The organism is Pseudomonas macauensis (assembly GCF_047902425.1).
Taxonomy (GTDB): Bacteria; Pseudomonadota; Gammaproteobacteria; order Pseudomonadales; family Pseudomonadaceae; genus Pseudomonas.
Genome location: NZ_CP138377.1, coordinates 212,872 through 238,905, shown reverse-complemented (window position 1 = coordinate 238,905; position 26,034 = coordinate 212,872). Strand labels below are relative to the sequence as shown.

At 66.6% G+C, this 26,034-nt stretch carries 26 protein-coding genes; 10 read left to right on the top strand and 16 right to left on the bottom strand.

Translation table 11 applies throughout. From position 1 onward, the window contains the following. Positions 1-3: 3 nt before the first annotated feature. The 4 genes from SD196_RS01090 to SD196_RS01075 all read right to left on the bottom strand — a co-directional run bounded on the left by SD196_RS01090 (position 4) and on the right by SD196_RS01075 (position 3,299). Positions 4-1,761 carry a bifunctional alpha/beta hydrolase/class I SAM-dependent methyltransferase gene (locus SD196_RS01090; protein WP_343576317.1) on the bottom strand — a complete coding sequence of 586 codons (1,758 nt, stop codon included), beginning with the start codon at positions 1,759-1,761 and terminating at the stop codon, positions 4-6. Between the two features lie 64 nt (positions 1,762-1,825). After that, positions 1,826-2,446, bottom strand: coding sequence for a CDP-alcohol phosphatidyltransferase family protein (locus tag SD196_RS01085; RefSeq protein WP_343576315.1), 621 nt, complete (start codon positions 2,444-2,446; stop codon positions 1,826-1,828). A gap of 230 nt (positions 2,447-2,676) precedes the next feature. Beyond that, positions 2,677-3,006: a multidrug/spermidine efflux SMR transporter subunit MdtI gene (mdtI, locus tag SD196_RS01080; protein WP_371232382.1), complete on the bottom strand. Its 330-nt coding sequence runs from the start codon at positions 3,004-3,006 to the stop codon at positions 2,677-2,679. Beyond that, positions 3,000-3,299 carry an SMR family transporter gene (locus tag SD196_RS01075; RefSeq protein ID WP_371234591.1) on the bottom strand — a complete coding sequence of 100 codons (300 nt, stop codon included), beginning with the start codon at positions 3,297-3,299 and terminating at the stop codon, positions 3,000-3,002. Before SD196_RS01075 ends, mdtI begins: the two co-directional genes overlap by 7 nt. 525 nt (positions 3,300-3,824) lie before the next feature. Here SD196_RS01075 and SD196_RS01070 point away from each other — a divergent pair. Then, positions 3,825-5,468 (top strand): SulP family inorganic anion transporter, encoded by a 1,644-nt coding sequence (locus SD196_RS01070; protein ID WP_416310973.1) that lies wholly within the window; start codon positions 3,825-3,827, stop codon positions 5,466-5,468. Position 5,469: 1 nt separating this feature from the next. Further along, positions 5,470-6,135 carry an HAD family hydrolase gene (locus tag SD196_RS01065; protein WP_416310972.1) on the top strand — a complete coding sequence of 222 codons (666 nt, stop codon included), beginning with the start codon at positions 5,470-5,472 and terminating at the stop codon, positions 6,133-6,135. A 9-nt stretch (positions 6,136-6,144) separates the two neighbouring features. Here SD196_RS01065 and SD196_RS01060 read toward each other — a convergent pair whose 3' ends face one another. Further along, on the bottom strand, positions 6,145-7,095 hold the full coding sequence (locus SD196_RS01060; protein WP_275609649.1) for an adenosine deaminase: 951 nt from the start codon (positions 7,093-7,095) through the stop codon (positions 6,145-6,147). Positions 7,096-7,313: 218 nt separating this feature from the next. Between SD196_RS01060 and SD196_RS01055 the strand changes: the two genes are divergently transcribed. The 3 genes from SD196_RS01055 to SD196_RS01045 all read left to right on the top strand — a co-directional run bounded on the left by SD196_RS01055 (position 7,314) and on the right by SD196_RS01045 (position 9,456). Continuing rightward, complete coding sequence (locus tag SD196_RS01055; RefSeq protein ID WP_275609648.1) at positions 7,314-7,754, top strand: DUF1090 domain-containing protein; 441 nt, start codon at positions 7,314-7,316, stop codon at positions 7,752-7,754. Between the two features lie 110 nt (positions 7,755-7,864). Next, positions 7,865-8,947, top strand: coding sequence for a calcium:proton antiporter (locus SD196_RS01050; RefSeq protein ID WP_343576302.1), 1,083 nt, complete (start codon positions 7,865-7,867; stop codon positions 8,945-8,947). Between the two features lie 2 nt (positions 8,948-8,949). Next, positions 8,950-9,456: a nucleoside 2-deoxyribosyltransferase gene (locus SD196_RS01045; protein WP_275609646.1), complete on the top strand. Its 507-nt coding sequence runs from the start codon at positions 8,950-8,952 to the stop codon at positions 9,454-9,456. Positions 9,457-9,591: 135 nt separating this feature from the next. On the opposite strand, the gene SD196_RS01040 is transcribed toward SD196_RS01045, so the two are convergent. Further along, positions 9,592-10,611 (bottom strand): energy transducer TonB, encoded by a 1,020-nt coding sequence (locus tag SD196_RS01040; protein WP_416310971.1) that lies wholly within the window; start codon positions 10,609-10,611, stop codon positions 9,592-9,594. Between the two features lie 85 nt (positions 10,612-10,696). Next, a complete protein-coding gene (locus SD196_RS01035) occupies positions 10,697-11,659 on the bottom strand; it encodes a CobW family GTP-binding protein (RefSeq protein WP_416310970.1) in 963 nt (320 codons plus the stop codon). Positions 11,660-11,735: 76 nt separating this feature from the next. On the opposite strand from SD196_RS01035, the gene SD196_RS01030 reads away from it, so the two are divergent. Further along, entirely contained in the window at positions 11,736-12,089 is a 354-nt protein-coding gene (locus SD196_RS01030; RefSeq protein WP_275609644.1) for an NADH:ubiquinone oxidoreductase, read from the top strand. Positions 12,090-12,253: 164 nt separating this feature from the next. Here SD196_RS01030 and zigA read toward each other — a convergent pair whose 3' ends face one another. Together zigA and dksA are read right to left on the bottom strand one after the other, a co-directional pair. Further along, positions 12,254-13,456: a zinc metallochaperone GTPase ZigA gene (gene zigA / locus SD196_RS01025; RefSeq protein WP_331315413.1), complete on the bottom strand. Its 1,203-nt coding sequence runs from the start codon at positions 13,454-13,456 to the stop codon at positions 12,254-12,256. A 29-nt stretch (positions 13,457-13,485) separates the two neighbouring features. Further along, a complete protein-coding gene (dksA, locus tag SD196_RS01020) occupies positions 13,486-13,890 on the bottom strand; it encodes an RNA polymerase-binding protein DksA (protein ID WP_275609642.1) in 405 nt (134 codons plus the stop codon). Between the two features lie 111 nt (positions 13,891-14,001). Between dksA and SD196_RS01015 the strand changes: the two genes are divergently transcribed. Both SD196_RS01015 and folE2 read left to right on the top strand, forming a co-directional pair. Next, positions 14,002-14,403, top strand: coding sequence for a hypothetical protein (locus tag SD196_RS01015; RefSeq protein ID WP_416310969.1), 402 nt, complete (start codon positions 14,002-14,004; stop codon positions 14,401-14,403). A gap of 69 nt (positions 14,404-14,472) precedes the next feature. Continuing rightward, a complete protein-coding gene (gene folE2, locus SD196_RS01010; protein ID WP_416310968.1) occupies positions 14,473-15,360 on the top strand; it encodes a GTP cyclohydrolase FolE2 in 888 nt (295 codons plus the stop codon). On the opposite strand, the gene SD196_RS01005 is transcribed toward folE2, so the two are convergent. Together SD196_RS01005 and cfaB are read right to left on the bottom strand one after the other, a co-directional pair. Next, complete coding sequence (locus SD196_RS01005; protein ID WP_275609639.1) at positions 15,357-15,827, bottom strand: GNAT family N-acetyltransferase; 471 nt, start codon at positions 15,825-15,827, stop codon at positions 15,357-15,359. The genes folE2 and SD196_RS01005 overlap by 4 nt on opposite strands. A 139-nt stretch (positions 15,828-15,966) precedes the next feature. After that, a complete protein-coding gene (cfaB, locus tag SD196_RS01000; RefSeq protein WP_416310967.1) occupies positions 15,967-17,151 on the bottom strand; it encodes a C17 cyclopropane fatty acid synthase CfaB in 1,185 nt (394 codons plus the stop codon). 406 nt (positions 17,152-17,557) lie between these two features. Between cfaB and SD196_RS00995 the strand changes: the two genes are divergently transcribed. Continuing rightward, positions 17,558-18,976 carry an MDR family MFS transporter gene (locus SD196_RS00995; RefSeq protein WP_416311786.1) on the top strand — a complete coding sequence of 473 codons (1,419 nt, stop codon included), beginning with the start codon at positions 17,558-17,560 and terminating at the stop codon, positions 18,974-18,976. A gap of 21 nt (positions 18,977-18,997) precedes the next feature. On the opposite strand, the gene SD196_RS00990 is transcribed toward SD196_RS00995, so the two are convergent. Continuing rightward, positions 18,998-20,305: an MFS family transporter gene (locus tag SD196_RS00990; protein WP_275609637.1), complete on the bottom strand. Its 1,308-nt coding sequence runs from the start codon at positions 20,303-20,305 to the stop codon at positions 18,998-19,000. 567 nt (positions 20,306-20,872) lie between these two features. On the opposite strand from SD196_RS00990, the gene SD196_RS00985 reads away from it, so the two are divergent. Beyond that, a complete protein-coding gene (locus SD196_RS00985) occupies positions 20,873-21,520 on the top strand; it encodes a lipid-A-disaccharide synthase N-terminal domain-containing protein (protein ID WP_370600454.1) in 648 nt (215 codons plus the stop codon). A gap of 87 nt (positions 21,521-21,607) precedes the next feature. Here SD196_RS00985 and SD196_RS00980 read toward each other — a convergent pair whose 3' ends face one another. The 4 genes from SD196_RS00980 to SD196_RS00965 are packed head-to-tail and all read right to left on the bottom strand — an operon-like array spanning position 21,608 to position 25,971. Next, entirely contained in the window at positions 21,608-22,579 is a 972-nt protein-coding gene (locus SD196_RS00980; RefSeq protein WP_275609636.1) for an SdiA-regulated domain-containing protein, read from the bottom strand. Between the two features lie 26 nt (positions 22,580-22,605). Continuing rightward, complete coding sequence (locus tag SD196_RS00975; RefSeq protein ID WP_343576275.1) at positions 22,606-24,201, bottom strand: glycosyltransferase family 39 protein; 1,596 nt, start codon at positions 24,199-24,201, stop codon at positions 22,606-22,608. A gap of 3 nt (positions 24,202-24,204) precedes the next feature. Further along, on the bottom strand, positions 24,205-24,945 hold the full coding sequence (locus tag SD196_RS00970) for a glycosyltransferase family 2 protein (protein WP_343576272.1): 741 nt from the start codon (positions 24,943-24,945) through the stop codon (positions 24,205-24,207). 24 nt (positions 24,946-24,969) lie between these two features. Next, on the bottom strand, positions 24,970-25,971 hold the full coding sequence (locus SD196_RS00965) for an NAD-dependent epimerase (RefSeq protein WP_343576267.1): 1,002 nt from the start codon (positions 25,969-25,971) through the stop codon (positions 24,970-24,972). Positions 25,972-26,034: the final 63 nt, after the last annotated feature.

Sequence of the window (26,034 nt, the reverse complement as noted above, 5' to 3'; positions counted from 1 at the left end):
CCATCAGCTGCGCTCCCGGCGGGCCAGGGACACGGTGAAGATGCCGTCCTCGTCGATGCGCTGGGCCAGCTTGCGGAAGCCGGCGGCCTCCACCAGCTGATCCATCTCCAGCTGCGTGCGCCGGCGCATCACCCAGGCCTGGCCGGCGCGGTGGCTGGTCAGGGCGCGGGCGATCAGCTCCAGTTGCGGGTGCCAGGGCTGGCCGGTGTAGATCAGGTAACCGCCCTCTTCGACCGCCTCGCCGAGGCCGGCCAGCGAGCCGCTGACCATCCCATTGTCGGCAAACAGTTCGTAGAGGCCGGAGACCACCGCCAGGCTCGGCTTCGGTTCGACGGCAGCGAGGTCAGCGCCATCGAAGGCGTCGCCCTGCACGAAACGGGCGCGGTCCTTCAGACCCAGCCGCTCGATCAGTGCCGAGCCTTCGCGCACGTTCAGCTCGCTGTAGTCACGCAGCAGCACGCTCTCCGGCAACGGCTCGACGCCTTGCAGCGCTTCGAGGATGTAGCGCCCGTGGCCGGCGGCAATATCGAGGATGCGCACCTCACGGCCTTGCTTGCGCAGCTCGGCCATGGCCAGGCGCAGCAGTTCCTCGATGTTCACCTTGCGCTGGCGGATACCGCGCCAGCCGGCAGACTCCAGATAGGTGCGGTCGATCATGCGGCCCACGGGACCGGCGCCTGCGGGCTGGTTGCGGTAGACGTAGTCGAGGGTGCTGCCCGAGTCGAAGCCGGTCTGGAAGCCCAGGTTGATGCCGTCGGACAGCAACCGGCCAAGGCGCATGTTGGCGCGGGTAGCCCGCCAGTAGAGGTCGCGGATCGACCAGTTGGGCAGAGGCGTCGCCAGCGCCTCGGCCTCGGCGCAGGTGTAGCCGAAGCGGTCGGCGTCGCGCAGGTCGGGACGCTCCGGCGCGCGGGCGAAGCATTCGAGCATGAAACGCCGGGCACGGCTCACCGCCTGTTCGCGATGCAGCTCGCCAAGGGTGTCGTGGAAGAAGCCGGGCAGAACGTGCAGCTCCTTGCGCGCCGTACCGAGGTTGTCGAAGAAGCGCTGCTGCGGCTTGCGGTGCACCACGAAGTCCGAGCCGGAGACCAGCAGTTGGGTCGGCACCTGGATCGCCTGGGCGTCGGCCACCACGCGCTCGGCCGCCTCATACAGGCCGAGCAGCACGTTCACCGAAATGGCCCGGGCAATCAGCGGGTCGCTGTCGAAGGAGGCGATGCGCTCGGGGTCGTGGGTGAGGAAACTGGATTTGACGTAGCTGTTGACGAAGAAGTTGCCGCGCCACCAGCGGGCCAGCTTCAGCCCCGGCCGGGCGAAGGGCACGTAGAGCTTGACCTTGAACGCCGGCGAGGCGAGCACCAGGCTGCGGATCGGCGGCGCGTAGTCGTGCACCCAGGTGGAAACCAGAACGGCGCCGACGCTCTGCGCCACCACCGCCATCTCGCGGATGGCGATGCCATGGGTGGCGGTGATGTGTTCGACGAAGGTCTGTATGTCACGCACGCTGGTACCAAAGCTCGGGCTGTCGCCACGCGCGCCGGGGGACTGGCCGTGGCCGCGGGCGTCCCAGGCGAAGATGTCGAAGCCGGGCATGTCCAGTTCATCGGCCAGATGGGCGATGCGCCCGGAGTGTTCGTGGCCGCGATGGAACAGCAGCACCGCGCGGCGTGGCGCATCAGCGGCCGGCGCAGCGGGCCAGTGGCGATAGAACAGCTCGACGCCGTCGTGGGTAACGAAGTGGTGATTCGAAGATTCGCGCATGACTTCCTCTGTTCAATGGCTTCGGGGACGATCCCATCCCCGCCGTTCAGGCCGTGAGACGTGCTCAGGCGGCCGACTTTTCCCGCTGCTCCGACAGCCCGTGGCGCACGCGATTGACGATAGTCAGCACCAGCAGCACCGCCACCACCACCAGCAGGTCGTTCAGCCAGTCCAGCGGCAAGAGGCCAATCGCCAACCCCGCACCGAAGATGCCGAAGCACAGCGCGCGATCACTCTTGCCCATCGGGCCGTCGTAGCGACGCGAGGCGCCGACCATCACGCCCAGCACACCGGCGTACTCGCTGATGATCGCCAGCAGCACCACCAGCACCACCAGCCCCGGCGAGACGCCCGGCAGCAGGGCGAACGGCAGGTACAGGGCGCTGTCGGCGATCACGTCGGTCAGTTCATTGAGGTAGGCGCCCAGCTTCGACTGCTGGCCGAATTCACGGGCGAGCATCCCGTCCATGGCGTTGAGCGCCATGCGCACGAACATCCACAACGGAATCAGCAGGAAGACCCAGGTATGGACGCTGAGCAGCGCCACGATCAGTGCGACCAGCAGCGAAGCGCCGCACGCGGCGAGCGTCACCTGGTTGGCCGTCACGCCGCGCTGGTGAAGGCGGGTCACCTGGGGACGCAGGAGGTTCTGGAAACGGGACTTGAGTTGGTAGACGGAGATCATGAAGGTCCTTCTCATCGATCGGAACGAACTATCCACAGCCCTGTGGACCCACCGAGCATAGCCTCACGGTGGAAGCAGAGCTGTAGGAAGTGTCTCAACACAATAGATGAACGATCCCACCTACAAAGACACAGACCCAGTCCACGGCGCCGAGCACGATGAAAGTACAGCGCCATGAAAAAGGCGGAGCCCCCTTTCGGAGACTCCGCCTTTTCGTCACTACGGGGTGATCAGGCCAGCTTCAGCAGGCCCATGCCCAGGATCAGCATCGCCAGGCCCAGCCAGCCGCGCCAGGACAGGCGCTGGCCGAACAGGGCCCAGCCCATGGCCACAGTGGCGAGGATGCCGAAGCCGCCCCACACCGCGTAGGCCACCGACAGCTCGATGCCACGAACCGCCTGCGACAGCGCGGTGAAGGCACCCAGCACGAAGAGAATCGAGGTGACGCCGAGGATGCGCTTGCGGAAACCGTCGGAGTATTTCAGCAGCAGGTTGGCGATCACTTCCAGGACGATGGCCAGGCCCAGCCAGGCCATCGGAATCAGGTCATGGTTCAGCATGCTACGGCCTCCATGTCGGTCTCACGCTCGTTCTTGCGGGTACCGGACTTCACCAGCAGGATGCCGGCGATCATCACGACCAGGCCCAGCCCTTTCTCCAGGGTCAGGTCCTCGCCCAACCAGGCGGCGCTGACCAGCGAGATCAGCACGATGCCGATACCTTCCCAGAGGGCGTAGGCCACGCCCACCGGTACGTGCTTGATGGCCAGGGACAGGAAGTAGTACGACAGGCCGACCATCAGGTACATCAGCAGCAGACCCGCGACCGGGTACAGCGCATGGGTGAATTTCATCGAAGTGGTGCCAACGACTTCAAAGCCAATGGCGGCAAACAGATAGATCCAGGAACGCATGATGCAAGCCCTCCCACGGGCGGCCGCGCGCAACAGCACTACAGCATCCTTGCGGCGGTTTTCGGTTCGGGTTCGGTGGCGCCGACTCGGGCAGCGGAGGTTCCGCCGCGCTTGGCGCCACCAACAGGTGGCAGCCGAAGGGAGGGGCTAGAGGTCGCCGGTCCAGTAACGCTCGCGCGAAACCAGGCGGGAAGTGGGGAGAGGTAGAGCCTTGATGTTCAACATAATGAACACATTGTGCCAATTTTCCGGTCAATTGGCAAATCGACGGTCTCGATACCCATCATGAACGCCCATATATAGGCGTCTGCGGAACGGCCTGGAAATCAGGCACCATCAGGGTTGTGCAATATTTTGTTCACGCTATTCAACCTGCGACAGCACGCCGCGGCCATGACCTGCACCAGCACCCGACCGCGCGCCGCCCTGTTAGTATCTGCAGCCAGTACCCCGTCGGAGACCGCGATGATCGCCCTGCTGGACGCCTGGAAGGCCGGCCTGTTCGGCCGTGAGCACTGGACACGCAACCTGGTAGCCGGCGTGATCGTCGGCGTGGTGGCACTGCCACTGGCCATGGCCTTCGCCATCGCCAGCGGGGTCAAGCCGGAACAAGGCATCTATACGGCGATCCTGGCCGGCGCACTGGTCTCCCTGCTGGGCGGCAGCCGGGTGCAGATCGCCGGGCCCACCGGCGCCTTCATCGTCATCCTCGCCGGGATCACCGCCAAATACGGCGTCGACGGCCTGCAGATCGCCACGTTGATGGCCGGCGCCATCCTCGTGCTGCTCGGCGCTAGCCGCCTTGGCGCGATCATCCGCTTCATCCCGGCCCCGGTGATCGTCGGCTTCACCGCCGGCATCGGGGTGATCATCTGGGTCGGCCAGTGGAAGGACTTCTTCGGCCTGCCCGCCGTCAGCGGCGAACACTTCCACCAGAAGCTCTGGCACCTGCTGCAGGCGCTGCCGCAACTGCATATCGCGACCACCCTGCTGGCGCTGCTGAGCCTGGCGCTGGTGCTCTTCACGCCGCGCATCAAGGCCCTGCAGCGAGTCCCCGGCCCGCTGGTGGCGATGGTGGTGGTGACCGCCATCCAGTCACTGTTCCACTTCAACGGCGTGGCCACCATCGGCAGCGCCTTCGGCGGCATTCCCCAGGGCCTGCCGAGCTTCAGCCTGCCGGAAGTGACCTTGCCGCGCGTGCTGGAGCTGATCGGCCCGGCCTTCGCCATCGCCATGCTCGGCGCCATCGAGTCGCTGCTCTCGGCGGTGGTGGCCGACGGCATGGCCGGCACCCGCCACGACTCCAACCAGGAACTGATCGGCCAGGGCATCGCCAATCTGGTCACCCCACTGTTCGGTGGCTTCGCCGCCACCGGCGCCATCGCCCGCACCGCCACCAACATCCGCAACGGCGGCAACAGCCCGCTGGCCGGCGTCACCCACGCCGCGACCCTGGTGCTGATCCTGCTGTTCCTCGCGCCGCTGGCCTCGAACATTCCGCTCTGCGCGCTGGCGGCGATTCTCTTCGTGGTGGCCTGGAACATGAGCGAGATGCGGCACTTCCTGTTCATGGTCAAGCGCGCACCGCGCGCCGACGTGGCAATCCTGCTGATCACCTTCCTGCTCACGGTGTTCAGCGACCTGGTGATCGCGGTGAACATCGGCGTGATCCTCGCCATGCTGCACTTCATGCGGCGCATGGCGTCGTCGGTGGAAGTGCATGCCAACGAAGGCCCGGAACTGGAGGTGGAACTGCGCGGCCGAGGGCTGGCGGATCTGCCACCGGGGGTGCTGGTCTACAGCATCGAGGGGCCGCTGTTCTTCGGCGCAGCGGAAACCTTCGAGCGCGCCCTGGTCACGACCCACACCGACCCGAAGGTGCTGATCATCCGCCTGCGCCGGGTCCCCTTCATGGATATCACCGGCCTGCAGACGTTGCGGGAGGTGATCGAGGACCTCCAGCGGCGCGGCATCGAGGTGCGCCTGTGCGAAGCCAACTCGCGGGTACTGCGCAAGTTGCGCAAGACCGGGATACTCGACGTGCCGAGGGCGGCCATCTATCACCACGACTTCCCTGCTGCGCTGACGGCCACGGTGGCCGGGGCCTGACATGCCGGGGCGGATCGACGCGCTGATCTTCGACTGCGACGGCACGCTGGTGGACAGCGAGCAGCTGTCCGCCGAACTGCTCGTCCGGCTACTCGACGAGCGTGGTGCGCGTACCACGGTGGACGCCATCCTGCCGATCTACCGCGGCGAGCGCTTGCAGGACGTGGTGGAGCATCTGGGGCGACTTTATCCACAGGTGGCGCCCGCCGACTTCCTCGCCGAATACCGCCAGCGCAGCCTGCCCTGGCTGCGCGCCCGGCTACAGCCGATGTCCGGCGCGGTGGAACTGGTGCGCCGGCTGCGGGTGGCGAAGTGTGTGGCCTCCAACGGCCCGCGCGAAAAGATCGAGACCAGCCTGGACTGCGCGGGGCTGTTGGACGACTTTCGCGGGCGCGTGATCAGCGCCTACGAAGTCGGCGCCTGGAAGCCCGATCCCGAACTGATCCACCACGCCGCCCGGCGGATGGACGTGGCGCCCGAGCGCTGCCTGGTGGTGGACGACAGCCTGCCCGGCCTGCGCGCCGGTCTGGCTGCCGGCGCACGGGTGGTCGGGTTCGGCGAGCTGGACTTCAGCAAGCTGAGTGGCGAGATCGAACGGGCGCGGGACATGCGGGAGCTGGAGCGCCTGCTGGACGGCCTGGGCCTGCTGGCGCCGCCCGCTCCCTGACGAGCCGCGTCACTTCACCAACCGCGCATCCAGGCTGTTCTGCGCCAGCCGCTGCGCCTGCTCCCTGGTCATGCCCAGGTGCTCGTGCAGGGCGTGGAAGTTCTCGGTGACGTAGCCGCCGAAGTAGGCCGGGTCGTCCGAGTTCACCGTCACCTTCACGCCGCGTTCGAGCATGTCGAGGATGTTGTGCTCGCGCATGTGGTCGAACACGCAGAGCTTGGTGTTGGACAGCGGGCAGACGGTCAGCGGGATCTGCTCATCAATGATGCGCTGCATCAGGCGCTCGTCCTCGATAGCGCGCACGCCGTGGTCGATGCGCTCGATCTTGAGCAGGTCCAGGGCTTCCCAGATGTACTCCGGCGGGCCCTCTTCGCCGGCGTGTGCGACGGTGAGGAAGCCTTCGGCGCGGGCGCGGTCGAACACGCGCTGGAACTTGCTCGGCGGATGGCCGACCTCGGAGCTGTCCAGGCCAACGGCGATGAAGGCGTCACGGAACGGCAGGGCCTGCTCCAGGGTCTTGAACGCCTCCTCCTCGGACAGATGACGCAGGAAGCTGAGGATCAGCCCGTGGCGGATGCCCAGCTGCTTCTCGCCATCCTTGAGCGCACCCTGGATGCCGCGCAGCACCACTTCGAAGGGGATGCCGCGGTCGGTGTGGGTCTGCGGGTCGAAGAACGGCTCGACGTGGATGACGTTCTGCGCCTTGCACTTCTCAAGGTAGGCCCAGGTCAGGTCGTAGAAATCCTGCTCGGTGCGCAACACGTCGGCGCCGGCGTAATAGAGATCGAGGAATTCCTGCAGGTTGTTGAACGCATAGGCCTGGCGCAGGCTCTCGACGTCGCCCCAGGGCAGGGCGATCTTGTTGCGCTCGGCCAGGGCGAAGAGCAGCTCGGGCTCCAGCGAACCCTCCAGGTGCAGGTGCAGTTCGGCCTTGGGCAGGGCATTGAGCCAGTCGTACATGGTGAGGTCTCGTTATCAGGCGGTCGGGGAAATTATCGCACGGCCCGCAAAGGACGCAGGGGATTGTCCAGCGCCCCGCGAATAAACCTACAGATATCGAGACGGATTCCGATGGCAACTTGGGCTTCGAGCGGTACCGGAAGATGGAACGACAGTCCTATATTGAGTCATGGCAGAAAACTTTTCTGCCTTGTGAAACTTGTTTAAGGATTTTCACTATGACCAAGCTGAAATGGACTGTCCTTCCTCTCGCATTCGCCATGACAGCAGGATTCACCACCCTGGCGTCCGCGGATTGCGCGCACAAGCGGGCCGCGCTCGAGTACCAGCTGCAGAAAGCGCAGCAGTACGGCAATGTCCACCGCATAGCCGGGCTGAAAAGGGCGCTGAGCGAAACCAACGCCCATTGCTTCGCCCACAACGGCTCCGCCGATCCGAGCAGAACCCCGGAGCAGAACGTGGCGAAGCTGAGGAGCGAACTGAGCGACAAACAGGAGGACGTGCGCGAAGCCCGGGCCGACCTGCGCAAGGCCCAGGCCAAGGGCGACCCCGGGAAGATTGCCAAGGCTCAGGCCAAGTTGCAGGAAAAGCAGGCCGAGGTGGAGGAAATCGCGGAGGAACTACGCAGGGTACAGCGTGAACTGACCGCCGAACGCTGACAGCCCGGCGGCTCGGCACGTCTTTCGAAGGCACCTGTCTGCGGCTGGTGCGCCTTCCGGGCATTGCCTAAGATGGCGCACTCGCTCCTACCGGATATGGATAGCCCTCGATGCTGCGTGCGCTCAAAGACGAAAAATTCCTCATCCTCGCCCTGCTGGTGGCGCTGGCAGTGTACCCGCTGGAGCATGGGCTGCTGGGCGGCGGCAAGCTGCTCGCCGGGATCACCGCCAGCGTCCTGCTGGCCGTGATCATCAGCGTCTCGCTGCGGGTGGCGCACCACGCCGAAATCCTCGCGGAAAAGGTCGGCGAGCCCTACGGCACCATGATCCTGACCCTGGCGGCGGTGCTGGTGGAGGTGGTGATCCTGGCGATCATGATGGGCCACAACCATTCGCCGACCCTGGCCCGCGACACCATCTACGCCGCGGTGATGCTGGACATGAACGGCATTCTCGGCCTGGCCGCGCTGCTGGGTGGCCTGAAGCACGGCGAGCAGTCCTACAACGACGACTCGGGCAAGACCTACGTGACCATGATTCTCACCGCCGTGGGCATCTCCATGGTGGTGCCGGAGCTGATCCCCGCCGAGCAGTGGAAGCTCTACTCCTTCTTCACCATCGGCTGCATGGTCATGCTCTATGCCCTGTTCCTGCGCATGCAGACCGGCCAGCACAGCTACTTCTTCAGCTACAACTACGCCGCCCACGGCGAGCACGCCGACGGCCACGAGACCGCGGGCAGCAGCAAGCAGTCCATGGCGTTGCTGGTGGTCGGCGTGGTGCTGATCGGCGCGCTGGCCGAGGTGATGTCCAAGGCCCTGGATGTCAGCCTGGAAGGCAGCGGCGTGCCGCCCATCGTGCCGGCGCTTCTGGTGGCGGCGATCTCCGCCAGCCCGGAAATCCTCACCGCGCTGCGCGCAGCCCTGGCCAACCGCATGCAGCCGGTGGTCAACATCGCCCTGGGCGCCTCGCTGTCCACCGTGATCCTCACCGTGCCGGTGATCGAGGCCCTGGCGCTGTTCAAGGGCCAGCCGATCCAGATGGCGATGACCCCGCTGCAGACCGGCATGATGTTCATCACCTTGATGGTCGCCGGCTTCAACCTGCATGACGGCAAGACCAACGCCATCGAAGGCATGACCCACTTCGTGCTGTTCGCCACCTTCCTGATGTTGTCGTTGATGGGACTATGACCATGCTCAAGATCTACCTCGCCGGCCCCGACGTGTTCCGCCCCGATGCCTTCGAGCAGGGCGAACGGCTCAAGGCCCTGTGCGCCGAGTTCGGCCTGCAGGGGCTGTATCCGCTGGACCACTCGGTGCCCGAGGGGATCGACCAGCCGCGGGAGCAGGCGCTGTGGATCTACCAGGCGAACCTTGCGCTGATCGCCGAAGCCGACGCGGTGGTCGCCAACCTCAACCCCTTCCGTGGCGCCGAGCCGGACAGCGGCACGGCCTTCGAACTGGGCTACGCCGCCGCCCTGGGCAAGCCGCTGTATGGCTACATCCAGGAGGGCGGCAGCTGTGCCGAGCGCCTGCCGTGCGAGTGGAAGGGCGACGAACCGGATCGCGACCGCGAGGGCAACCAGGTGGAAGCCTTCGGCCTGCCGCTGAACCTGATGCTCGGGGTTCCGGCGCAGATCGCCGTGGGCGGGGTGCGGGAAGCGCTGGAATTGTTGCGTGCGGAGCTGATGCTTTTGTAGGAGCGAGCTTGCTCGCGAACCGCCCCACCGACGCAGTCTCCGGCGAATCTGTTCGCGAGCAAGCTCGCTCCTACGAAGAACCGTGCCAATAAAAAACGCGCCCCAGGGCGCGTTTTTTATTGGGTCAGAAGAGGCTCAGCGACCTTTCTTCAGCTCGAAGTTGAACACCTTGGTCGCCTGGCGCGCCACGATCCGACCGCCCAGCGTGCGGGGCTCGAAGCGCCACCTTTCCATGGCGTCGCGCACGCTGCGCTCGAAGACGCGCGGCGGGGTCGATTCGAGGAACTGGATGTCGGTGATCCGACCATCGCTGGTGATGGTGAACAACACCTTCACGTGTCCTTGGATCTGCTTCGCCTGAGCCATGCGCGGATAGGCCGGCGGGTCCATGCGCAGCGGCTTGATGTCGCTGTCGTTGAGGCTGCCGGTCGGCAGGCCGGCGGGGCCTTGGGAGCCGGTCGGCGCCGACTGCGCGCCCGGGGTGGACTGGCCAACGGTCGGCGCGGCGGGCGGCGGCGGGGCGGCCGGGGTCGGCGGCGCGGTGGTTTCCGGCGCCGACTCCGCCTCAGGCTCGGGCTTGGGTTTCGGCTTGGGCTTGGGCGCGACCTTGGGAATCGCCTTTTCCACCGGTTTGGGTTTGGGCTTGGGCTTTTCCACCGGTTTGGGCGGTTCGACCGGCTTGGGCGGCTCAGGCGGTGTCGGTACCGGCGCGGCGGCCGGCGGTTGCTGCACAGGCTCGGGCTTGGGCGGCAGGGTGACGACGCTGACCTGCATCGCTTTGGGCAGCTCGCCCTGCCCCAGGTTCAGCTCCGTCGGCGCAGGCACGACCCAGAACAGCGCGGCGACGATCGCCGCATGCATGCCGATCGCCAGGCCCGAGGGCCGCCACCAGCCGCCACTGCGCGGCGGTTCTTCGCCCTCCTCCACGCCTTCCACGGGAATGGCGTAGGGGATCAGCACCTCTTCGGGGGTTACGTCCACATCCCGGCGTTCCCCTTCGCAACTAACCAGGCGCAGGTTGGCCTCGTTGACGCGCTGGGCGTTCACGCTGGGCAATACGGCGCTGTCTTCCACCGTGGCTGCAGGGAACAGCGGGGCCTCGGCGGACACGGCGAGAGGGTCATCAGCCGCTTCGCGCAGTTGGGGTAACGACATGAGAAAGCCTGCGGAAAGAGTTCAGGAAGCAGTAACTTCTGATAATTATTATCATTCACTAATCCCGCAAGGGCAACCTCGTCCGTCAGGACGGCGCGATGGCATGGCGCAAAAGCGCGTCGTGGAGCGGTTGCAGGTCCATCTGCGCAGCCAGGATCAGCTCGATCCGGCTGTCGCGCCGCCAGGGGCTGGGCGTCCAGGGCGCAGCCTCTGCGGTGCGGTTGCACGCCAGCCAGCCGGCCTCGCCGTGCAGGACCGCCTTGGCCCGCAGCAGCCCCGGTAAACCGGCGAGCCAGTTATCCAGTTCGGCAATGCGGAAGCGCCAGTCGGGGTGAAAGCGCCAGCCGATCGCTTGCCGGCCGTCCTCGATACGCACCTGCCGCATCGGCTGGTCGCGACGCAGCAGCACGGCACCTTCCACACCCTTCGGCAGGGTCGGCAATTCGCTCGCGGCCTCCGTCAGGGGCGTGGTCGGCAACTCGGGGAGCGCCAGCCGGCCCTGGGTGGTCCAGCGCATCGGTAACGCCGGCAGGCCGGCCAGGAGCGCGGCGCGGGCGGCGTCATCGAGGTCTTCACTCTTGTTCAGCAGCAACAGTCCGGCCTGCACCAAGGCATTCTGCTGGGACTCGGGCAACGGTTGTCCGGCCGCCAGTGCCGCGGCGTCCAGCACCATGACCAGCGGCTGGACCGCCAGCACGCCCTGCCAGGGCGCGGCGCGCAGTTGCGCCAACAGCTGCGCGGGATGCCCGAGCCCGGAGGGTTCGATGAACAGCCGCTGCGGCCTGGCCTTGCGCAGCAGCCGGCCCAGGCCGACCTGGAAGGGCGCGCCATTCACGCAGCACAGGCAACCGCCGGCGACCTCGCCGAGGGCGACGCCGTCCTCGTCGCGGCTGAGCAGCGCGGCGTCCAGGCCAACCTGGCCGAATTCGTTGACCAGCACCGCCCAGCGCTCGTGGGCCGGACGTTGGGCCAGCAGGTCGCGCAGCAGGCTGGTCTTGCCCGCGCCGAGGGAGCCGGCAATGAGATGAGTCGGGATCTGCTTCAACATTCGCCCATGGTGCCGCCTGACGCTCGTCGGGAAAACCGCTAGAGTCGCGACTTCTTATCGCACCCCCGGACCGACCATGCGCCAGCTCCTGCCCTTCGCCCTCGCCTGCCTGCCGCTGCTCGCCCACGGCGAAGCCTGCGTCGTGCACAGCCAGGGCGCCAACCTCGACGTGAAGGTCTGCCAGCAGAACCGCAGCATTCCCGAAAAGCTGTTCCGCGACGGGTTCTGCCAGCCGCAGCTCAAGGACCAGAAGGTCCAGGTCACCTACGCTGATAGCTGCCCGAGCGGCGCCTTCGGCGTCTGCGAGAACGCCCAGGTGCAGGGCATGCCCTACCGCCAGGACATCCATTACTACGGGGTGGCCAGCGACGCGCGCATCCTCCAGCCGTTCTGCGAAGGCCAGAGCCACGGCCAGTGGCGCAAGCCCTGAGGCACGGTCATCGGCCTGTCATACGTCTCAGGCTTACTGTCGCTGGGTACCTCACACCCTCTCGGCACCCCACGCCGAACATGATCTTGGTGAATCGGGTCGCCATCCCCTGGCGGCCCTTTTTTTGCCTGTCCGTCCGGCCCGGCCTACCCCGTGCGGAAGCCTCAGGCTTCAGCGGTCCAGGGCTCGAAAGGATCGGGCAGACGTTTCCAGGCGGACGTGCCGGCAGCCATCTCGGCGTCGTTCAGCAGGCAGCGATCCAACTCCGCGCAAAGGCGGCCGACGTCCAGGTCCTGGCCGATGAACACCAGTTCCTGGCGGCAGTCGCCGCTGTCGGCGTCCCAATGCTTGAGCACGGCCTGCAGCTCGGTGGTGTCCTGCGGCCAGTCCTCGCGCGGCACGAAGCGCCACCAGCGTCCGGCCAGACCATGGCGCAGCAGGCCGCCGGCCTGGGACCAACTGCCCGCCTCACGGTAACGACTGGCCAGCCAGAAAAAGCCCTTGGAGCGCAGCAAGCGGCCATTGCTCCAGGGCTGCGCCAGGAAGTCGTGGAAGCGTTGCGGATGGAAGGGCCGGCGCGCGCGGTAGACGGTGGAGGCGATGCCGTAGGCCTCGGTCTCCGGCAGGTGCTCGCCGCGCAGCTCCTTGAGCCAGCCGGGCGCGCGGGCGGCACGTTGGAAGTCGAAGCGGCCGGTGTCGAGGATACGCGCCAACGGCACCTGGCCCATCACCATGGGCTGGATGTAGGCGTCCGGATTGAGCCTGCGCAGGATCGCCAGCAGCTCGTCGCGCTCGGCATTGCTGATCAGGTCGATCTTGCTCACCAGGATCACGTCGGCGAACTCCACCTGTTCCACCAGCAGGTCGCTGAGCGAGCGCTCGTCATCCTCGCCGAGGGTTTCGCCGCGCTCGGCGAGGCTGTCGGCGCCCTGGTAGTCGGTGAGGAAGTTCAGCCCGTCGACCACCGTGACCAGCGTATCCAGTCGCGCCAGGTCGGACAGGCTGCGGCCCTGCTCGTCGCGGAAGGTGAAGGTTTCGGCCACCGGCAACGGCTCGGAGATGCCGGTGGATTCGATCAGCAGGTAGTCGAAGCGGCCTTCGCGGGCGAGGCGGCTGACCTCTTCCAGCAGGTCTTCGCGCAGGGTGCAGCAGATGCAGCCGTTGCTCATCTCCACCAGGCGCTCCTGCCCGCGTTTGAGGCTGACATCGCGCTGGACCTCGCGGCCGTCGATGTTGATTTCGCTCATGTCGTTGACGATCACCGCAACCCTGAGCTGCTCGCGGTTCTTCAGTACATGGTTGAGCAGGGTGCTCTTGCCGGCGCCGAGGAAGCCGGACAGGACGGTGACGGGGAGTGGCTTGTTCATGGGGCTGTTCACGGGTGGGCTCCAGAAAATCAGGCTTCGCGGACGTGCAGTTCGCGCCGTTCCTGGCGCTCCTTGGCCTCGACGCAGAGTGAGGCGGTGGGGCGCAGCAGCAGGCGGCGCAGGCCGATCGGCTCGCCGGTCTCCTCGCACCAGCCGTAGTCGCCCCGGGCCAGGCGTTCCAGTGCCTGGTCGATCTTGTCCAGCAGCTTCTTCTCGCGCTCCAGCACGCGCAGTTGCCACTGGCGCGCTTCCTCGCGGCTGGCGATGTCGGCGTCGTCGCTGGGCCGTTCGCCGTCCTGCAGGGCGTGGAATTCCTCGTCGATGCGCCCCTGCAACTCGCCGCGCTGGTTCAGCAGCAGGTCGCGGAAGTAGCCCAGTTGTGCCTCGCTCATGTAGGCCTCGCCGGGCTGGGCGAGCAGTTCCTGTTCGGTCATGGCCGTCTCCGGATCGGAGGTGATCTTTTATGTTATATTATAACAATGCAAGATCGACAAGCGGTCGCCGACGTGCGATACCAATGCCCTCACCGATGCTGCGGATACCCGATGCTGCGCCGCGCCCTGCTGTTCTGCCTGTTCGCTCCGTTCGCCCATGCCAGCGGAGAGTCGCCACTGCCCTTCCCCGGCGAGGCGCCGGCACGCTGCGCCTGGTCGGCACAGGTTCTGGCCTGCATGACCGACGCGGGCGATCTCTACAGCGTCGCCACCCTGGGCCACGACACCTACCTGCGCGGCTTCGAGGCAGCCAGCGGCAGGCGCTGGGCACAGACCGGCACGCGCTACGGCAGCCTGACGTTCTTCAGCGGCGTCGCCAGCGACGGACAGGTGTGGATCGGCACCAGCCGGGGTATCGGCTGGACCAACATCAGCCGCTTCAGCAGTTCCTCCGGCGACAGCACCCGGCTGACCTGCGGGCGAGTCAGCGGTTGCAAGCAGCAGGCACGTTGAAGGAATCCGTTGCGGAAATGCTGCCAGGCAAATACGTTATATTATAACAATTGCCGACTGTGACCGCCCATGACCGCCTTCCTTCCCGATATCGCTTGCCAGCCCACGCACCTGCCTGTCCCGCTCCACTGGGTCGGCATGCAGGGCATCGCCGTGCCACTGCAGATCGCCGGCGAGCGCGTCGCCGCCTTCGCCGACGCGGGCGTCAGCCTCGATGACGCCGAGGCGCGCGGCATCCACATGTCGCGGTTGTACCTGGCGCTGGAGGTGCTGGCCGAGGCGGAGCTGTCGCCCGCCCTGCTGCATGAAACGCTGGGGCAATTCCTCATGAGCCATGCGCAGCTTTCCTCCCAGGCCAGCCTGGCACTGCGCTTCGAGCTGATGCTGCGCCGCCCCGCCCTGGTCAGTCCACTGCGCGGCTGGAAGCGCTATGCCTGCGAAATCCACGCGCAACTGGAGGGTGACAAGCTGGCGCTGGCGCTGCACCTGTCGCTGCCCTACTCCTCCACCTGCCCCTGCTCAGCGGCGCTCGCCCGCCAGTTGATCCAGCAGCGCTTCGACGCCGATTTCGCCGGCCGGGCGTTGCGGGCCGAGGAAGTCCGCGCCTGGCTCGGCAGTCCGCAGGGCATCGTCGCCACCCCACACAGCCAACGCAGCGAAGCGCAATTGCGACTGCGGCTCGCCCCGGAGGCGACGGCCTTTCCGTTCAATGAACTGATCGACCACGCCGAAACGGCCCTCGGCACCGCCGTGCAGACCGCGGTGAAGCGCGCCGACGAGCAGGCCTTCGCCCTGGCCAACGGGCAGAACCTGATGTTCTGCGAGGACGCCGCACGCCGGCTGCACCAGGCTCTGGTGCAACGGGAAGAGGTATCGGGCTTCGAGGTGCGCGTGGTGCATGCGGAAAGCCTGCATGCCCACGACGCGGTGGCGGTGAGCCGCTGGGCGCGCCCTTAGAGCACCATGTCCAGGCGCACTCGGTCCCGGCAGCGGATGCCGTTTTCGATAATGGGTTCCGGGTAGTTCAGCGAGAAGTAATCGTGCTCCACGCTGGCGATGCGAAAGCCCATGCGCTGGTACAGGCCGAGTTGCGTCAGGCTGGAATTGCCGGTGGCGATGTCCAGGCGCAGGGCACCGATGGCGCGCGCTGCGTCGATCGCGGCAGTCAGCAGGCGACGAGCCAGGCCGCGACCCTGCCACTCCTCCTCCACCGCGAGGTTGGTGATTTCGACGACGCCCCAACTGCGTGCCGTCAGTGTCAGCACGCCGCGCACCGACTCGCCGTCGCGGAGCGCCAGCACCCGGGATTGCGGCAGGTAGCGCTCGATCTGCGCTCGGCAGGGGTCGGCCAGCAGCAGGAGAGGCCACGGCGCCTGGCCCGGAGTGAGTTCGACGAGGGACAATTCAGGAAAGAAAGACACCATGGTTCCGAAGAGGCGAGCCAAAGGGAGGCGACGGTTTACCCTCTGCCAGCCCCCGATGCAAGCATTACGACATCATCTTTGGTCGTGGTTCGGACGAACCAGGCCCGCAAGCCGGGCCCGGTATCGTCCGTGGAACACCTCAGGCGTAGATGTCGCCGCGACTCCACGGCACCTCGTGGCTGCCATCAGCGTGCGGCCTGCTGGCGAGGATCTGGTGCAGGTTGATCCAGCCCTTCTTGAAGCCGTAGGCGCAGCCGGCCAGGTACAGGCGCCAGATGCGCAGGGCCTGCTCGGGGACCAGTTTGGCCGCCTGCGCCAGCTTCGCTTCGAGGCTTGCGCTCCAGAAGTCCAGGGTGCGCGCGTAGTGCAGGCGCAGGCCTTCGACGTCGACCACCTCCAGTCCGGCCTCGCTCATGCGGGCAACGGCCAGCGACAGGTGCGGCAGCTCACCGTGGGGGAAGACGTAGCGGTCGATGAAATCGCCGGCGCCACGGCCCACCGGACGCCCATCGGTGTTGCTGGAAGTGATGCCATGGTTCATCACCAGCCCGCCCGGGCGCACCGCATCGAACAGGTGCTGGAAGTAGATACCCAGGTTGGCGTGGCCGACGTGCTCGAACATGCCGACGCTGACCACCTTGTCGAAACGGCCGTCGCGCGGCAGGTCGCGGTAGTCCCGTAGCTCCAGGGTCACCTTGCCGTCCAGGCCCTCGGCCTTGACCCGCTCGCGGCCAAGCTTGAGCTGCTCCTCGCTCAGGGTGATGCCGTGCACCAGGGCGCCAAATTCCTTCGCCGCCAGGCGTGCCAGGCCGCCCCAGCCACAACCGACATCCAGCAGCGTCTCGCCAGGCTTCAGGCGCAGCTTGCGGCACAGGTGGCGCAGCTTGGCCAATTGCGCGGTGGCCAGGTTTTCGCGGCCGGTCTCGAAGTAGGCGCAGGAATACACCATCTCCGGGTCCAGCCAGAGCTGGTAGAACGCGTTGGAGAGGTCGTAGTGGTAGTGGATCGCCTCGGCATCGGTGGCCTTGTCGTGGCTCTTGCGCACATAGTCACCCGCGTCGTCATCGCCGCCCAGGGCTGCGCTCAGGGCATCCCCCATGGCGATCACCTCGCCGATCGGGCCTTCGATGTCCATGCGCTTTTCGACGTAGGCGCGCCCCAGCACATCGAGGCTGGGCTGGGTGATCTCGGTCAGCAGCGTCGGGTCACGCACGACGAGAGTTACCTGCGGGTCCGGCCCCAGGTCGAAGGCCTGGGCCTCGCCGATGCGTATGCGCAGCGGCAACTGCAGGGACAGCAACTCAGAGGGCAGATTGGCTTTCATGCATACCTCCTGGTCACAGGGCTGAAGAACTATAGACCAGTTACTCCATAGTCTGTCCCTATGGCCTGGCCCGCAAAAGACTATCGGGCACCCATGCAGCGGTGCGTCTACCGGGTTCTTTGCAGTGGATTGCGCCCCCGGCGGGGGCGTTCCAAAAAGAACGTATGCAACGATAGTTCGCTACGCAAGCGTAGCAGCGCCGCCGCGATACTTCGTTTCCAGTCCTGAGATAGAGCCTTTCCCAGCCGGTAACGATGATGCCGGCATGACCGGCCGTTACTTCATTGGACTACACTGTCGCCCCCTCCGTGCGCATTCCGACCGGAGGACCTCTGTAGTGAAGGGGGCCACCTTGAATACCTTCTCCGCACCGCGTCCGGCGGTCCGCACCGTTCTGGTGGGGCTGATGCTGGCGATCTTCCTGGGTGCGCTGGACCAGACCATCGTCGCCGTGTCGCTGCCGGCGATCTCCGCCGGCTTCGGCGACTTCGACCTGCTCGCCTGGGTCATCTCCGGCTACATGGTGGCGATGACCATCTCCATGCCGATCTACGGCAAGCTCGGTGACCTCTACGGGCGGCGCGTGCTGATGCTGTTCGCCATCGCCCTGTTCACCGCCGCCTCGGTGCTCTGCGGCGCGGCACAGAGCATGGAACAGCTGGTGCTCGCCCGCGTGCTGCAGGGCATTGGCGCCGGCGGCATGATGTCGGTGAGCCAGGCGATCATCGGTGACATCGTCCCGCCCCGTGAACGCGGCCGCTACCAGGGCTATTTCAGCAGCATGTACGCCATCGCCAGCATCGCGGGCCCCGTGCTCGGCGGCCTGCTGACAGAGTACCTGTCCTGGCGCTGGGTGTTCCTGATCAACCTGCCGGTGGGCCTGGTCGCCCTCGCCGTCTCGCGCCGCACCCTGCGCGGCCTGCCGGTGCCGGGGCGGCAGCCGGTGATCGATTACCTGGGCACCGCGCTGATGATCGCCGGCCTGGGCAGCCTGCTGCTGGCGATCACCGAGGTCGGCCAGGGCGCACGCTGGAACGATCCGCAGATGCTGGGGCTGTTCGCCGCCGCGCTGGTACTGATCGCGCTGTTCGTGCTGCAGGAGCGCCGAGCGCCGGAACCGCTGGTGCCGATGCACCTGTTCCGCATCCGCGCGGCGACGCTGAGCTGGCTGATCAGTTTTTTCGCCAGCTTCCAGGTCATCTCGCTATCGGTACTGGTGCCATTGCGCTTCCAGTCGGTCACCGGCGCCGGCGCGGACAGCGCGGCGCTGCACCTGCTGCCCCTGGCCATGGGTGTGCCGCTGGGCGCTTACTGCTGCGGGCGGCTGACGGCGATCCTCGGCCGCTACAAGCCGCAGATCGTCGCCGGCGCGCTGTTGACGCCCTGCGCCATCGCCGGCCTGGCGCTGGCACCGCCGGACGCCTACCTGCTCTCGGGCCTGTGCATGCTGCTGACCGGCACCGCCGCCGGCACCCAGTTCCCCACCAGCCTGGTGGCGGCGCAGAGCGCCGTGGACACCCGCTACCTGGGCGTGGCCACCAGCAACATCACGCTGTTCCGTTCCCTGGGCGGCGCGGTCGGCATCGCGCTGATGTCGGCCCTGCTGCTGGCGATGCTGCAACCGCTGGCGGGCGACGCCGGCCATGGCCTGTCGGCCAGCGCCCTGCTCGACAGCCTGAGTGGCGCCGGCCATGAGCCCCAGCGGCAGACACTGGACCGGGTGTTCAGCCACCTGTTCCTGATCAATGCCGGCTTCGGCGCCCTGACGCTGCTGATCGCCCTGGCGCTGCCCGATCACGCCTTGCGTGGCCGGGCCAGCGACTGAAGAGCCGGGCGCAGGGCAAGGTCAGTCCTCGTCGTTGAGGTAGCTGACCTTGCGCAGGTCCGGCAGCAGCAGGCAGACCACCAGCGCCACGCCGCACATGATCGAGACGTAGATATAGAAGTACTCCTCGACGCCAAGGTTCTTCAGGCCCAGGGCGACGTATTCCGCCGAGCCACCGAAGATGGCGTTGCCCACCGCATAGGACAGGCCCACGCCCAGGGCACGGATCTGCGGCGGGAACATCTCCGCCTTGATCAGGCCGCTGATGGAGGTGTACAGGCTGACGATGGCCATGGCCGCGATGATCAGCACGAAGGCCAGGTAGGGGCTGCTCACCGCCTTGAGCGCGGAGAGGATCGGCCAGGTGAAGATCATCCCCAGGAGGCCGAACCAGAGCATCGAGGTCTTGCGCCCGATGCGGTCGGACAACGCGCCGAACAACGGCTGCATGCACATGTAGACGAACAGGGCGAAGGTCATCACGCCGCTGGCCACCTTGGGGTCCATGCCGGCGGTGTTCACCAGGTATTTCTGCATGTAGGTGGTGAAGGTGTAGAAGATCAGCGAACCGCCGGCGGTGAAACCCAGCACGGTGAAGAAGGCGCGCTTGTGGTGGGCGAACAGTTCGGTGAGGGTGCCGGACTCCTTGCGCTGGAGGTTGGATTCCTTGGCCGTCTCGCTCAGCGAACGGCGCAGGTAGAAGGCGATCACCGCGGTGATGGCGCCGACCACGAAGGGAATCCGCCAGCCCCATTCCTTCAGCTCGTCGGTGGTGAGCAACTGCTGCAGGACCACTACCACCAATACCGCCAGCAACTGCCCGCCGATCAGGGTGACGTACTGGAAGGAGGCGAAGAAGCCGCGCTGGCCCTTGAGCGCTACCTCGCTCATGTAGGTGGCGCTGGTGCCGTACTCGCCCCCCACCGAAAGGCCCTGGAACAGTCGCGCGAGCAGCAGCAAGGCGGGCGCGGCGACGCCGATGCTGGCGTAGGTTGGCATCACGGCAATCGCCAGCGAGCCGCCGCACATCATCAGCACCGAGATCATCATTGCGGTCTTGCGGCCCTTCTTGTCGGCGATGCGGCCGAACATCCAGCCGCCGATGGGGCGCATCAGGAAGCCGGCGGCGAACACCCCGGCGGTGTTGAGCAGTTGCACCGTCGGGTCGTCCGATGGGAAGAAGGCGTGGGCGAAGTACAAGGCAGTGAAGGCGTAGACGTAAAAGTCGAACCACTCCACCAGGTTGCCCGAGGAGGCGCCAACGATGGCGAGGATGCGCGTACGGCGCTCATGGGCGGAGTACTGCGGCGCGGAGGCAGGTGCGTTCATGGGGCTTCTCTGATTGGGTTGAACAGCGTCCCGGATCTTTGGGCGGAGGTCCCTGGCCGCCCCGTATCAGCCCTATCGCCGCCTGGTCCGGGCGATCTGACGCTGACACAATCAGAAACAGTATAGACACCTCCGATAGCCGGCTAACGAATTGCGCGGCATTGCCTCGCGCTTTTGGTTCGAATATCGGACAGGCCCAACGGGCGTTTGTCGTTTTCGATTGACCGGCCAGTGGCCAGCTTCTATCGTTGGCCCGCCTTGCGCCCTTCGGGAGACTTGTCAGGTACCCCTCGGAGGGTCGGGGTCCGACCTTGTCCACAAGACAAGGTCGATTTCCATTCCCCTCGTGTTGCGGCTCCTGCCGCCTGGCCTCGGTGCCCCGTCCACACCCCCGGACGTGCAGGCACCGGGGGAATGTTGATCTCCCCCTTCCCTCGCCGCCGCTCAGTCTTTTCGCTCGACCATTCGTCGCCGACATTTAAGAGACATCTGCCCCGTGTATACTGCCGGGCAGTGCTACAGGCCGCGAAAGACGCGGCTTTCGTCGATTCGACCGAGGGGCTCTGCTTGAACGCAGCCAATCCATTGTGGTTTGCCATCGGACTGGCCGCGCAGGCGGCTTTTTCTGCCCGTTTCCTGGTCCAGTGGGTGCTGTCCGAACGCGCCCGCAAGAGCCTGATGCCGGTGCACTTCTGGTACTTCAGCTGTGCCGGCGCGGTGCTGCTGCTGGCTTACGCCACCCATCAGCGGGACCTGGTGATCAGCCTGGGGCAACTCGCGGGCCTGGCGATCTACCTGCGCAACCTGGAATTGGATCGTCGCCACGGCGGCGGCCGGGCGCTGTTCTTCGCCTGGCCCTGGCTGACCTGGTCGGCGGTGGCCATCGCGCTGGGCTGGATGTCCAAGCCCGAACCGATCATCCATGCCATCACCGGCGCCGATCCGTTCTGGACCACCCTCGGCATGGTCGGCCAAGTACTCTTCACCGGACGTTTCGTGCTGCAGCTGTGGTATTCCGAGCGCGCCGGACGGCCGGTCAACCCCATCTACTTCTGGTACCTGTCGATGGCCGGCAGCGTGCTGCTGTTCAGCTACGCTGTGGCGCAGCGCGACCCGGTCATCATCCTCGGCCAGTCCTTCGGCATCGTGGTCTACCTGCGCAACCTGGCGCTGATCCGGCGCCAGGCCGAGGGCGCTAGCGCGCAGAGTCAGTGAGCCTTCGGCGGCTCCTGTAGCAGTCTCCTGAGGCTCGCTCCTACAAGCCCTTGAGGAATCGCCCCAGGGGCACCCGAAGCGGCCCCCTCAGCGCTGCTTCTCGAAGCGGTAGAAGAGGTTCGGCTCGCTGCCCACGTAGAGATTGCCGTCGGCGTCCATGGTCATCCCCTCGGCCTGGGGCGCCGCGTGTTTCAGGTCGCCAAAGCCGCCGAGCGAGCGGAAGCTGACCAGCTTGCCCTGCCCGTCCAACTCCATGATCAGCTTCGACTCCTCGCTGAGCACCAGCAGGTGGCCGCTCTTGCGGTCGTAGTGGAGGTCGGAGATATCGGTGCCGAACACACTGCGCTTCACCCAGGCGGTGTGGTCGATCACCTTGAGCTGTAGCTTGCCGGCGAGGCTCGCGCGAACCCCGGTGACTTCGTAGATCTGCCGCGGACCGCGTTCCTTACCGATGAACAGGCGGTCGTGGTCCGGGTCGTAGGTCAGCCCTTCGAAACCCTTGTTGTGCACGCTCGGGTTGATCTCCAGGGCGAACGATTGCGCATCGCGAGCGTCGATGCCCTGGCCGGGCTGCTCCGGCAGCGTGAAGAAGTCGATCTGCTGAAAGTTTTCATCGGACACCGCCACCAGGCCGCCGCCCAGGTAGGCCACCCCTTCGACGTCCTGGAAACCGGTCATGGGATACTGCGCCAGCAGCTCCCCGGTCTTGCTCAGCACCGCCAGCTTCATGGCACCGGCGTTGGTCACGGCGATCAAGCGATCATGGTCGAAGTCGTAGCTCAGGGCCGACAGGTCGGACTCGATGCCCTTCACCGGCTGCGCATCGATCACCACCTTGTAGTCGGGCAGCCAGACGCTGCGCCCAGCCCACTCCGAAGCGTGCAGCTGGCTGCTGAGGTAGAAGTAGGCCTGTTGCGGCCAGTGCTTCATGAGCAGCAGCGTCACGCCCGGCACCAGCAGCACCAGTGTCAGAGCCAGCCACAGCAAGGTGCGCCGGTCGAAACGACGGCGCAGGGGGTGCAGCTGCATGACATCCACGCTGTTGGCGGCTCTGTTCACGTTCAGACTCCCAGGAAAGTGGAAACTCAGAAGTACGGCTGCTTCCAGGCGAAGCGGTAGGCCGGGGCGGAAGCGTCGTCGGCGCACTGGCCGTTGTCGGCATCGGCGCCCACCAGGAACCAGTGCTCCTCGTAGTCCCCCTTCACTTCGCGGGCGCGCTCGCGGCGGAAGCAACGGTCGAGGCCCTCGGCGGAGACCATGGCCAGCGCCTGCGGATGGCCGCGCAACCAGGTCAGCGCCTTGTTCAATGGGTCCGGGGTATCCAGGCCGAAGTGCACCAGCGGCTGACGGGCGTAGAGCCAGTGGCCCTCGCGCCAGTTGGTCAGCACCAGCTCGGCGCCGCCGCTCAGGCGTGCCACCTCCGCCATCAGCGGACGGCGGTCGTCGCCGGGGTCGCGCAGCGGCTCGATGAAGCCACGGGCGAACCAGGCGGCGAACCAGAACAGCGCGATGACCAGGAAGACCTTGCGCGCCCTCGGCCGCTCGGCGAACCAGCGGCGCAGCAGCCAGGGCACCAGCGGCGCCATGGCCAGCACCAGGGCGGGGAGCGCAGGGAAGATGTAGAGCTTGCGTTTGCCGGAGCTCAGGCTGAAGAACAGCAGCACCAGCGCCACCCAGCCGAGCAGCACCAGCAGGCGGCCGTCATGGCGGGCCAGCTGTCGGCGCCAGGCCGGCACCATCCACGGCAGGGCCAGCACAAGCGGCAGCCAGTACTGCGGAATGACCTTGGCAAAGAAGTACCAGAACGGTTCCTGGTGCTGCCAGGCGCTGGCGTAACGCTTGGCGGTCTGGTGCAGGAGGATGTCGTCGAGGTAGGCGCGGCCATCGGCGCTACCACTCAGCAGAACGTGCAGCACCACCGGCACCAGCCACAGTGCGATGGCCCCCAGCGCCACCAGCAGGCCCAGCCACCAGGCGCGCGCCTGGCTGGGCATGCGCACCACACCGGACCAGCCCTTGCGCGCCGCATAGGCGTAGGGAATCAGCATCAGCGCCGGGAGGAAGCCCACGCCCTTGCTGATGATGCCCAGGCCCATCGCCGCACACGCCAGGTAGAACCAGCGCCACGCCGGACCGAGCAGCAGGTGGCGGCACAGGCCATAGATGCCCAGGCTGATCCACAGGCAGAGGAAACCGTCGATGCCGCCATCGCGCAGCACCGAATAGGTCTGGTAGGTGGCCAGGAACAGCAGCCCGGCGATGACGCCGATGCGACGATTCCACAGGCGACGGCCCAGGTCGTAGAGGCAGGCGGTGGCCACCAGACCGGAACCGAAAGCCGGCAGGAACAGCGCCAGGTTCGGCGTCACTCCCAGGCGAACCAGCAGCGCCACCAGCCACATGAACAGCGGCGGCTTGTCCGGATAGATTTCCGCGGCGCGGTGGGGAATCAGCCAGTCACCGTTCTGCAGCATCTCCAGGGCGACGCCGAGGAAGCGCTCCTCGTCGACGTTGCCCGGCTGGCGCAGCCCCAGGCCGGCCCCCAGCAACAGGGCCGCCAGCGCCAGCAGCAGCCAGGGCCGCTCGGCGCAACGCCACAACCAGGAATGCTGCGTTCCGGGCCCGACACGCAGGGGGGCCAGGCTGGAAAGGGGGTTGCCCGGCTCGCCCTGGTTCGCCATGGATCAGCGTCCCAGTTCGCGGGGAACGGCGTCCAGGCGGGTGCGCCGGATCAGCCACCAGACGCCGAACAGATCCAGGATGCCCACCAGCGCGCGGTCCAGGTTGCCGTACTTGGACACCCCGGCGTTGCGCGGCCGGTGATTCACCGGGTGCACGCGCATGGCGCCCTGGTGGCGCTGGATCAGCGCCGGAATGAAGCGGTGCATGTGATCGAAGTACGGCAAGCGCAGGAAGGCTTCGCGCTCGATCAGCTTGAGCCCGCAGCCGGTGTCGGGCGTGTGGTCGTTGAGCAGGCGGCCGCGCAGGCGGTTGGCGAAGCGCGAGGCCCAGCGCTTGCTGGCGCTGTCCTGGCGCTTCACGCGGTGTCCGGCGATCAGCTTGAGGTCTGCCGGGCAGTCGGCGGCGCGGACCATGGCGAGCATCCCGGGGATATCCGCCGGGTCGTTCTGCCCGTCGCCATCCAGGGTCGCCAGCCAACGGCCACGGGCGGCCTCGGCGGCGTGGTAGATGGACGTGCTCTGGCCCAGCGAACGCTCGTGGGTCAGCACCCTCAGCTCGGCGTAACCACTCCGCTGCAGGCTCTGCAGCACGGCACGGGTCGCGTCGGTACTGCCGTCGTCAACCACTATGACTTCAAAGGTCTCGCCGGCCAGCGCCTGGCGGACTTCCTCAAGGAGCCCGGGAAGGTTCTCGGCTTCATTCTTCGCCGGAATCAGCACCGACACGTAAGGGCTGTTGGACATGCTTGGACTCTTACTCCGTGGCCTTCACGCCGCACCGGCGCAGGACTCTTCAACCGCGTAGAACTCGCGGTACCAATGAACGAATCGCTCGACCCCACTCTGCAGCGAAGTCGCCGGGCGGAAGCCGGTGCGCTTTGCCAGCGCCTCGACGTCGGCCCAGGTCTGCAGCACATCACCGGGCTGCAGCGGCAAGTAGTTGCGAACGGCCCGGCGGCCCAGCGCGTGCTCCACGCACTCCACCATGTCGAGCAGGCGCACCGGCTCGCCACGGCCGATGTTGTAGAGCGCCACCGGCGCCTCGCCGCGCTCGCCCGGCTGGGGCGGGCAGTCCTGGATGCGCACCACGCCCTCCACCACATCGTCGATATAGGTGAAGTCGCGGGACATCTCGCCGTTGTTGTAGATATCGATGGGGCGGCCTTCGAGGATCGCCCGGGTGAACTTGAACAGCGCCATGTCCGGGCGCCCCCAGGGGCCGTACACGGTAAAGAAACGCAGGCCGGTGAGCGGCAGCCGGTAAAGGTGCGCGTAGGTGTGCGCCATCAGCTCGTTGGCGCGCTTGGTCGCGGCGTACAGCGACACGGGCTGGTCCACCGCCGCGTCAGTGCTGAACGGCATGCTGCTGTTCATGCCATACACCGAGCTGCTGGAGGCATACACCAGGTGGCCGACCTGCGAATGGCGGCAGCCTTCGAGCAGGTTGACGAAGCCGGTCAGGTTGGCGTCGGCGTAAGCCTGTGGGTTTTCCAGCGAATAGCGCACCCCGGCCTGGGCGGCCAGGTGGATCACCCGCTCGAAGCGCTCCCGCTGGAACAGCGCGGCCAGGGCCGGCGCATCGGCAATGTCCAGGCGCTCGAAGCGGAAGTTGCGCTCCTGGCGCAGCAAGGCCAGGCGCGCCTCTTTGAGCTCGACGCTGTAGTAGTCGTTGAGGTTGTCGATGCCGACCACGTCGTGGCCGTCGCGGCACAGCCGCTGCGCAGTGTGGAAGCCGATGAAACCGGCAGCGCCGGTGACCAGGAACTTCATGGATGTCGACCCCAGCGGGAAGCGAGGGCGGAAACATCCCGTGTCAGCACGAACGCTTCGATC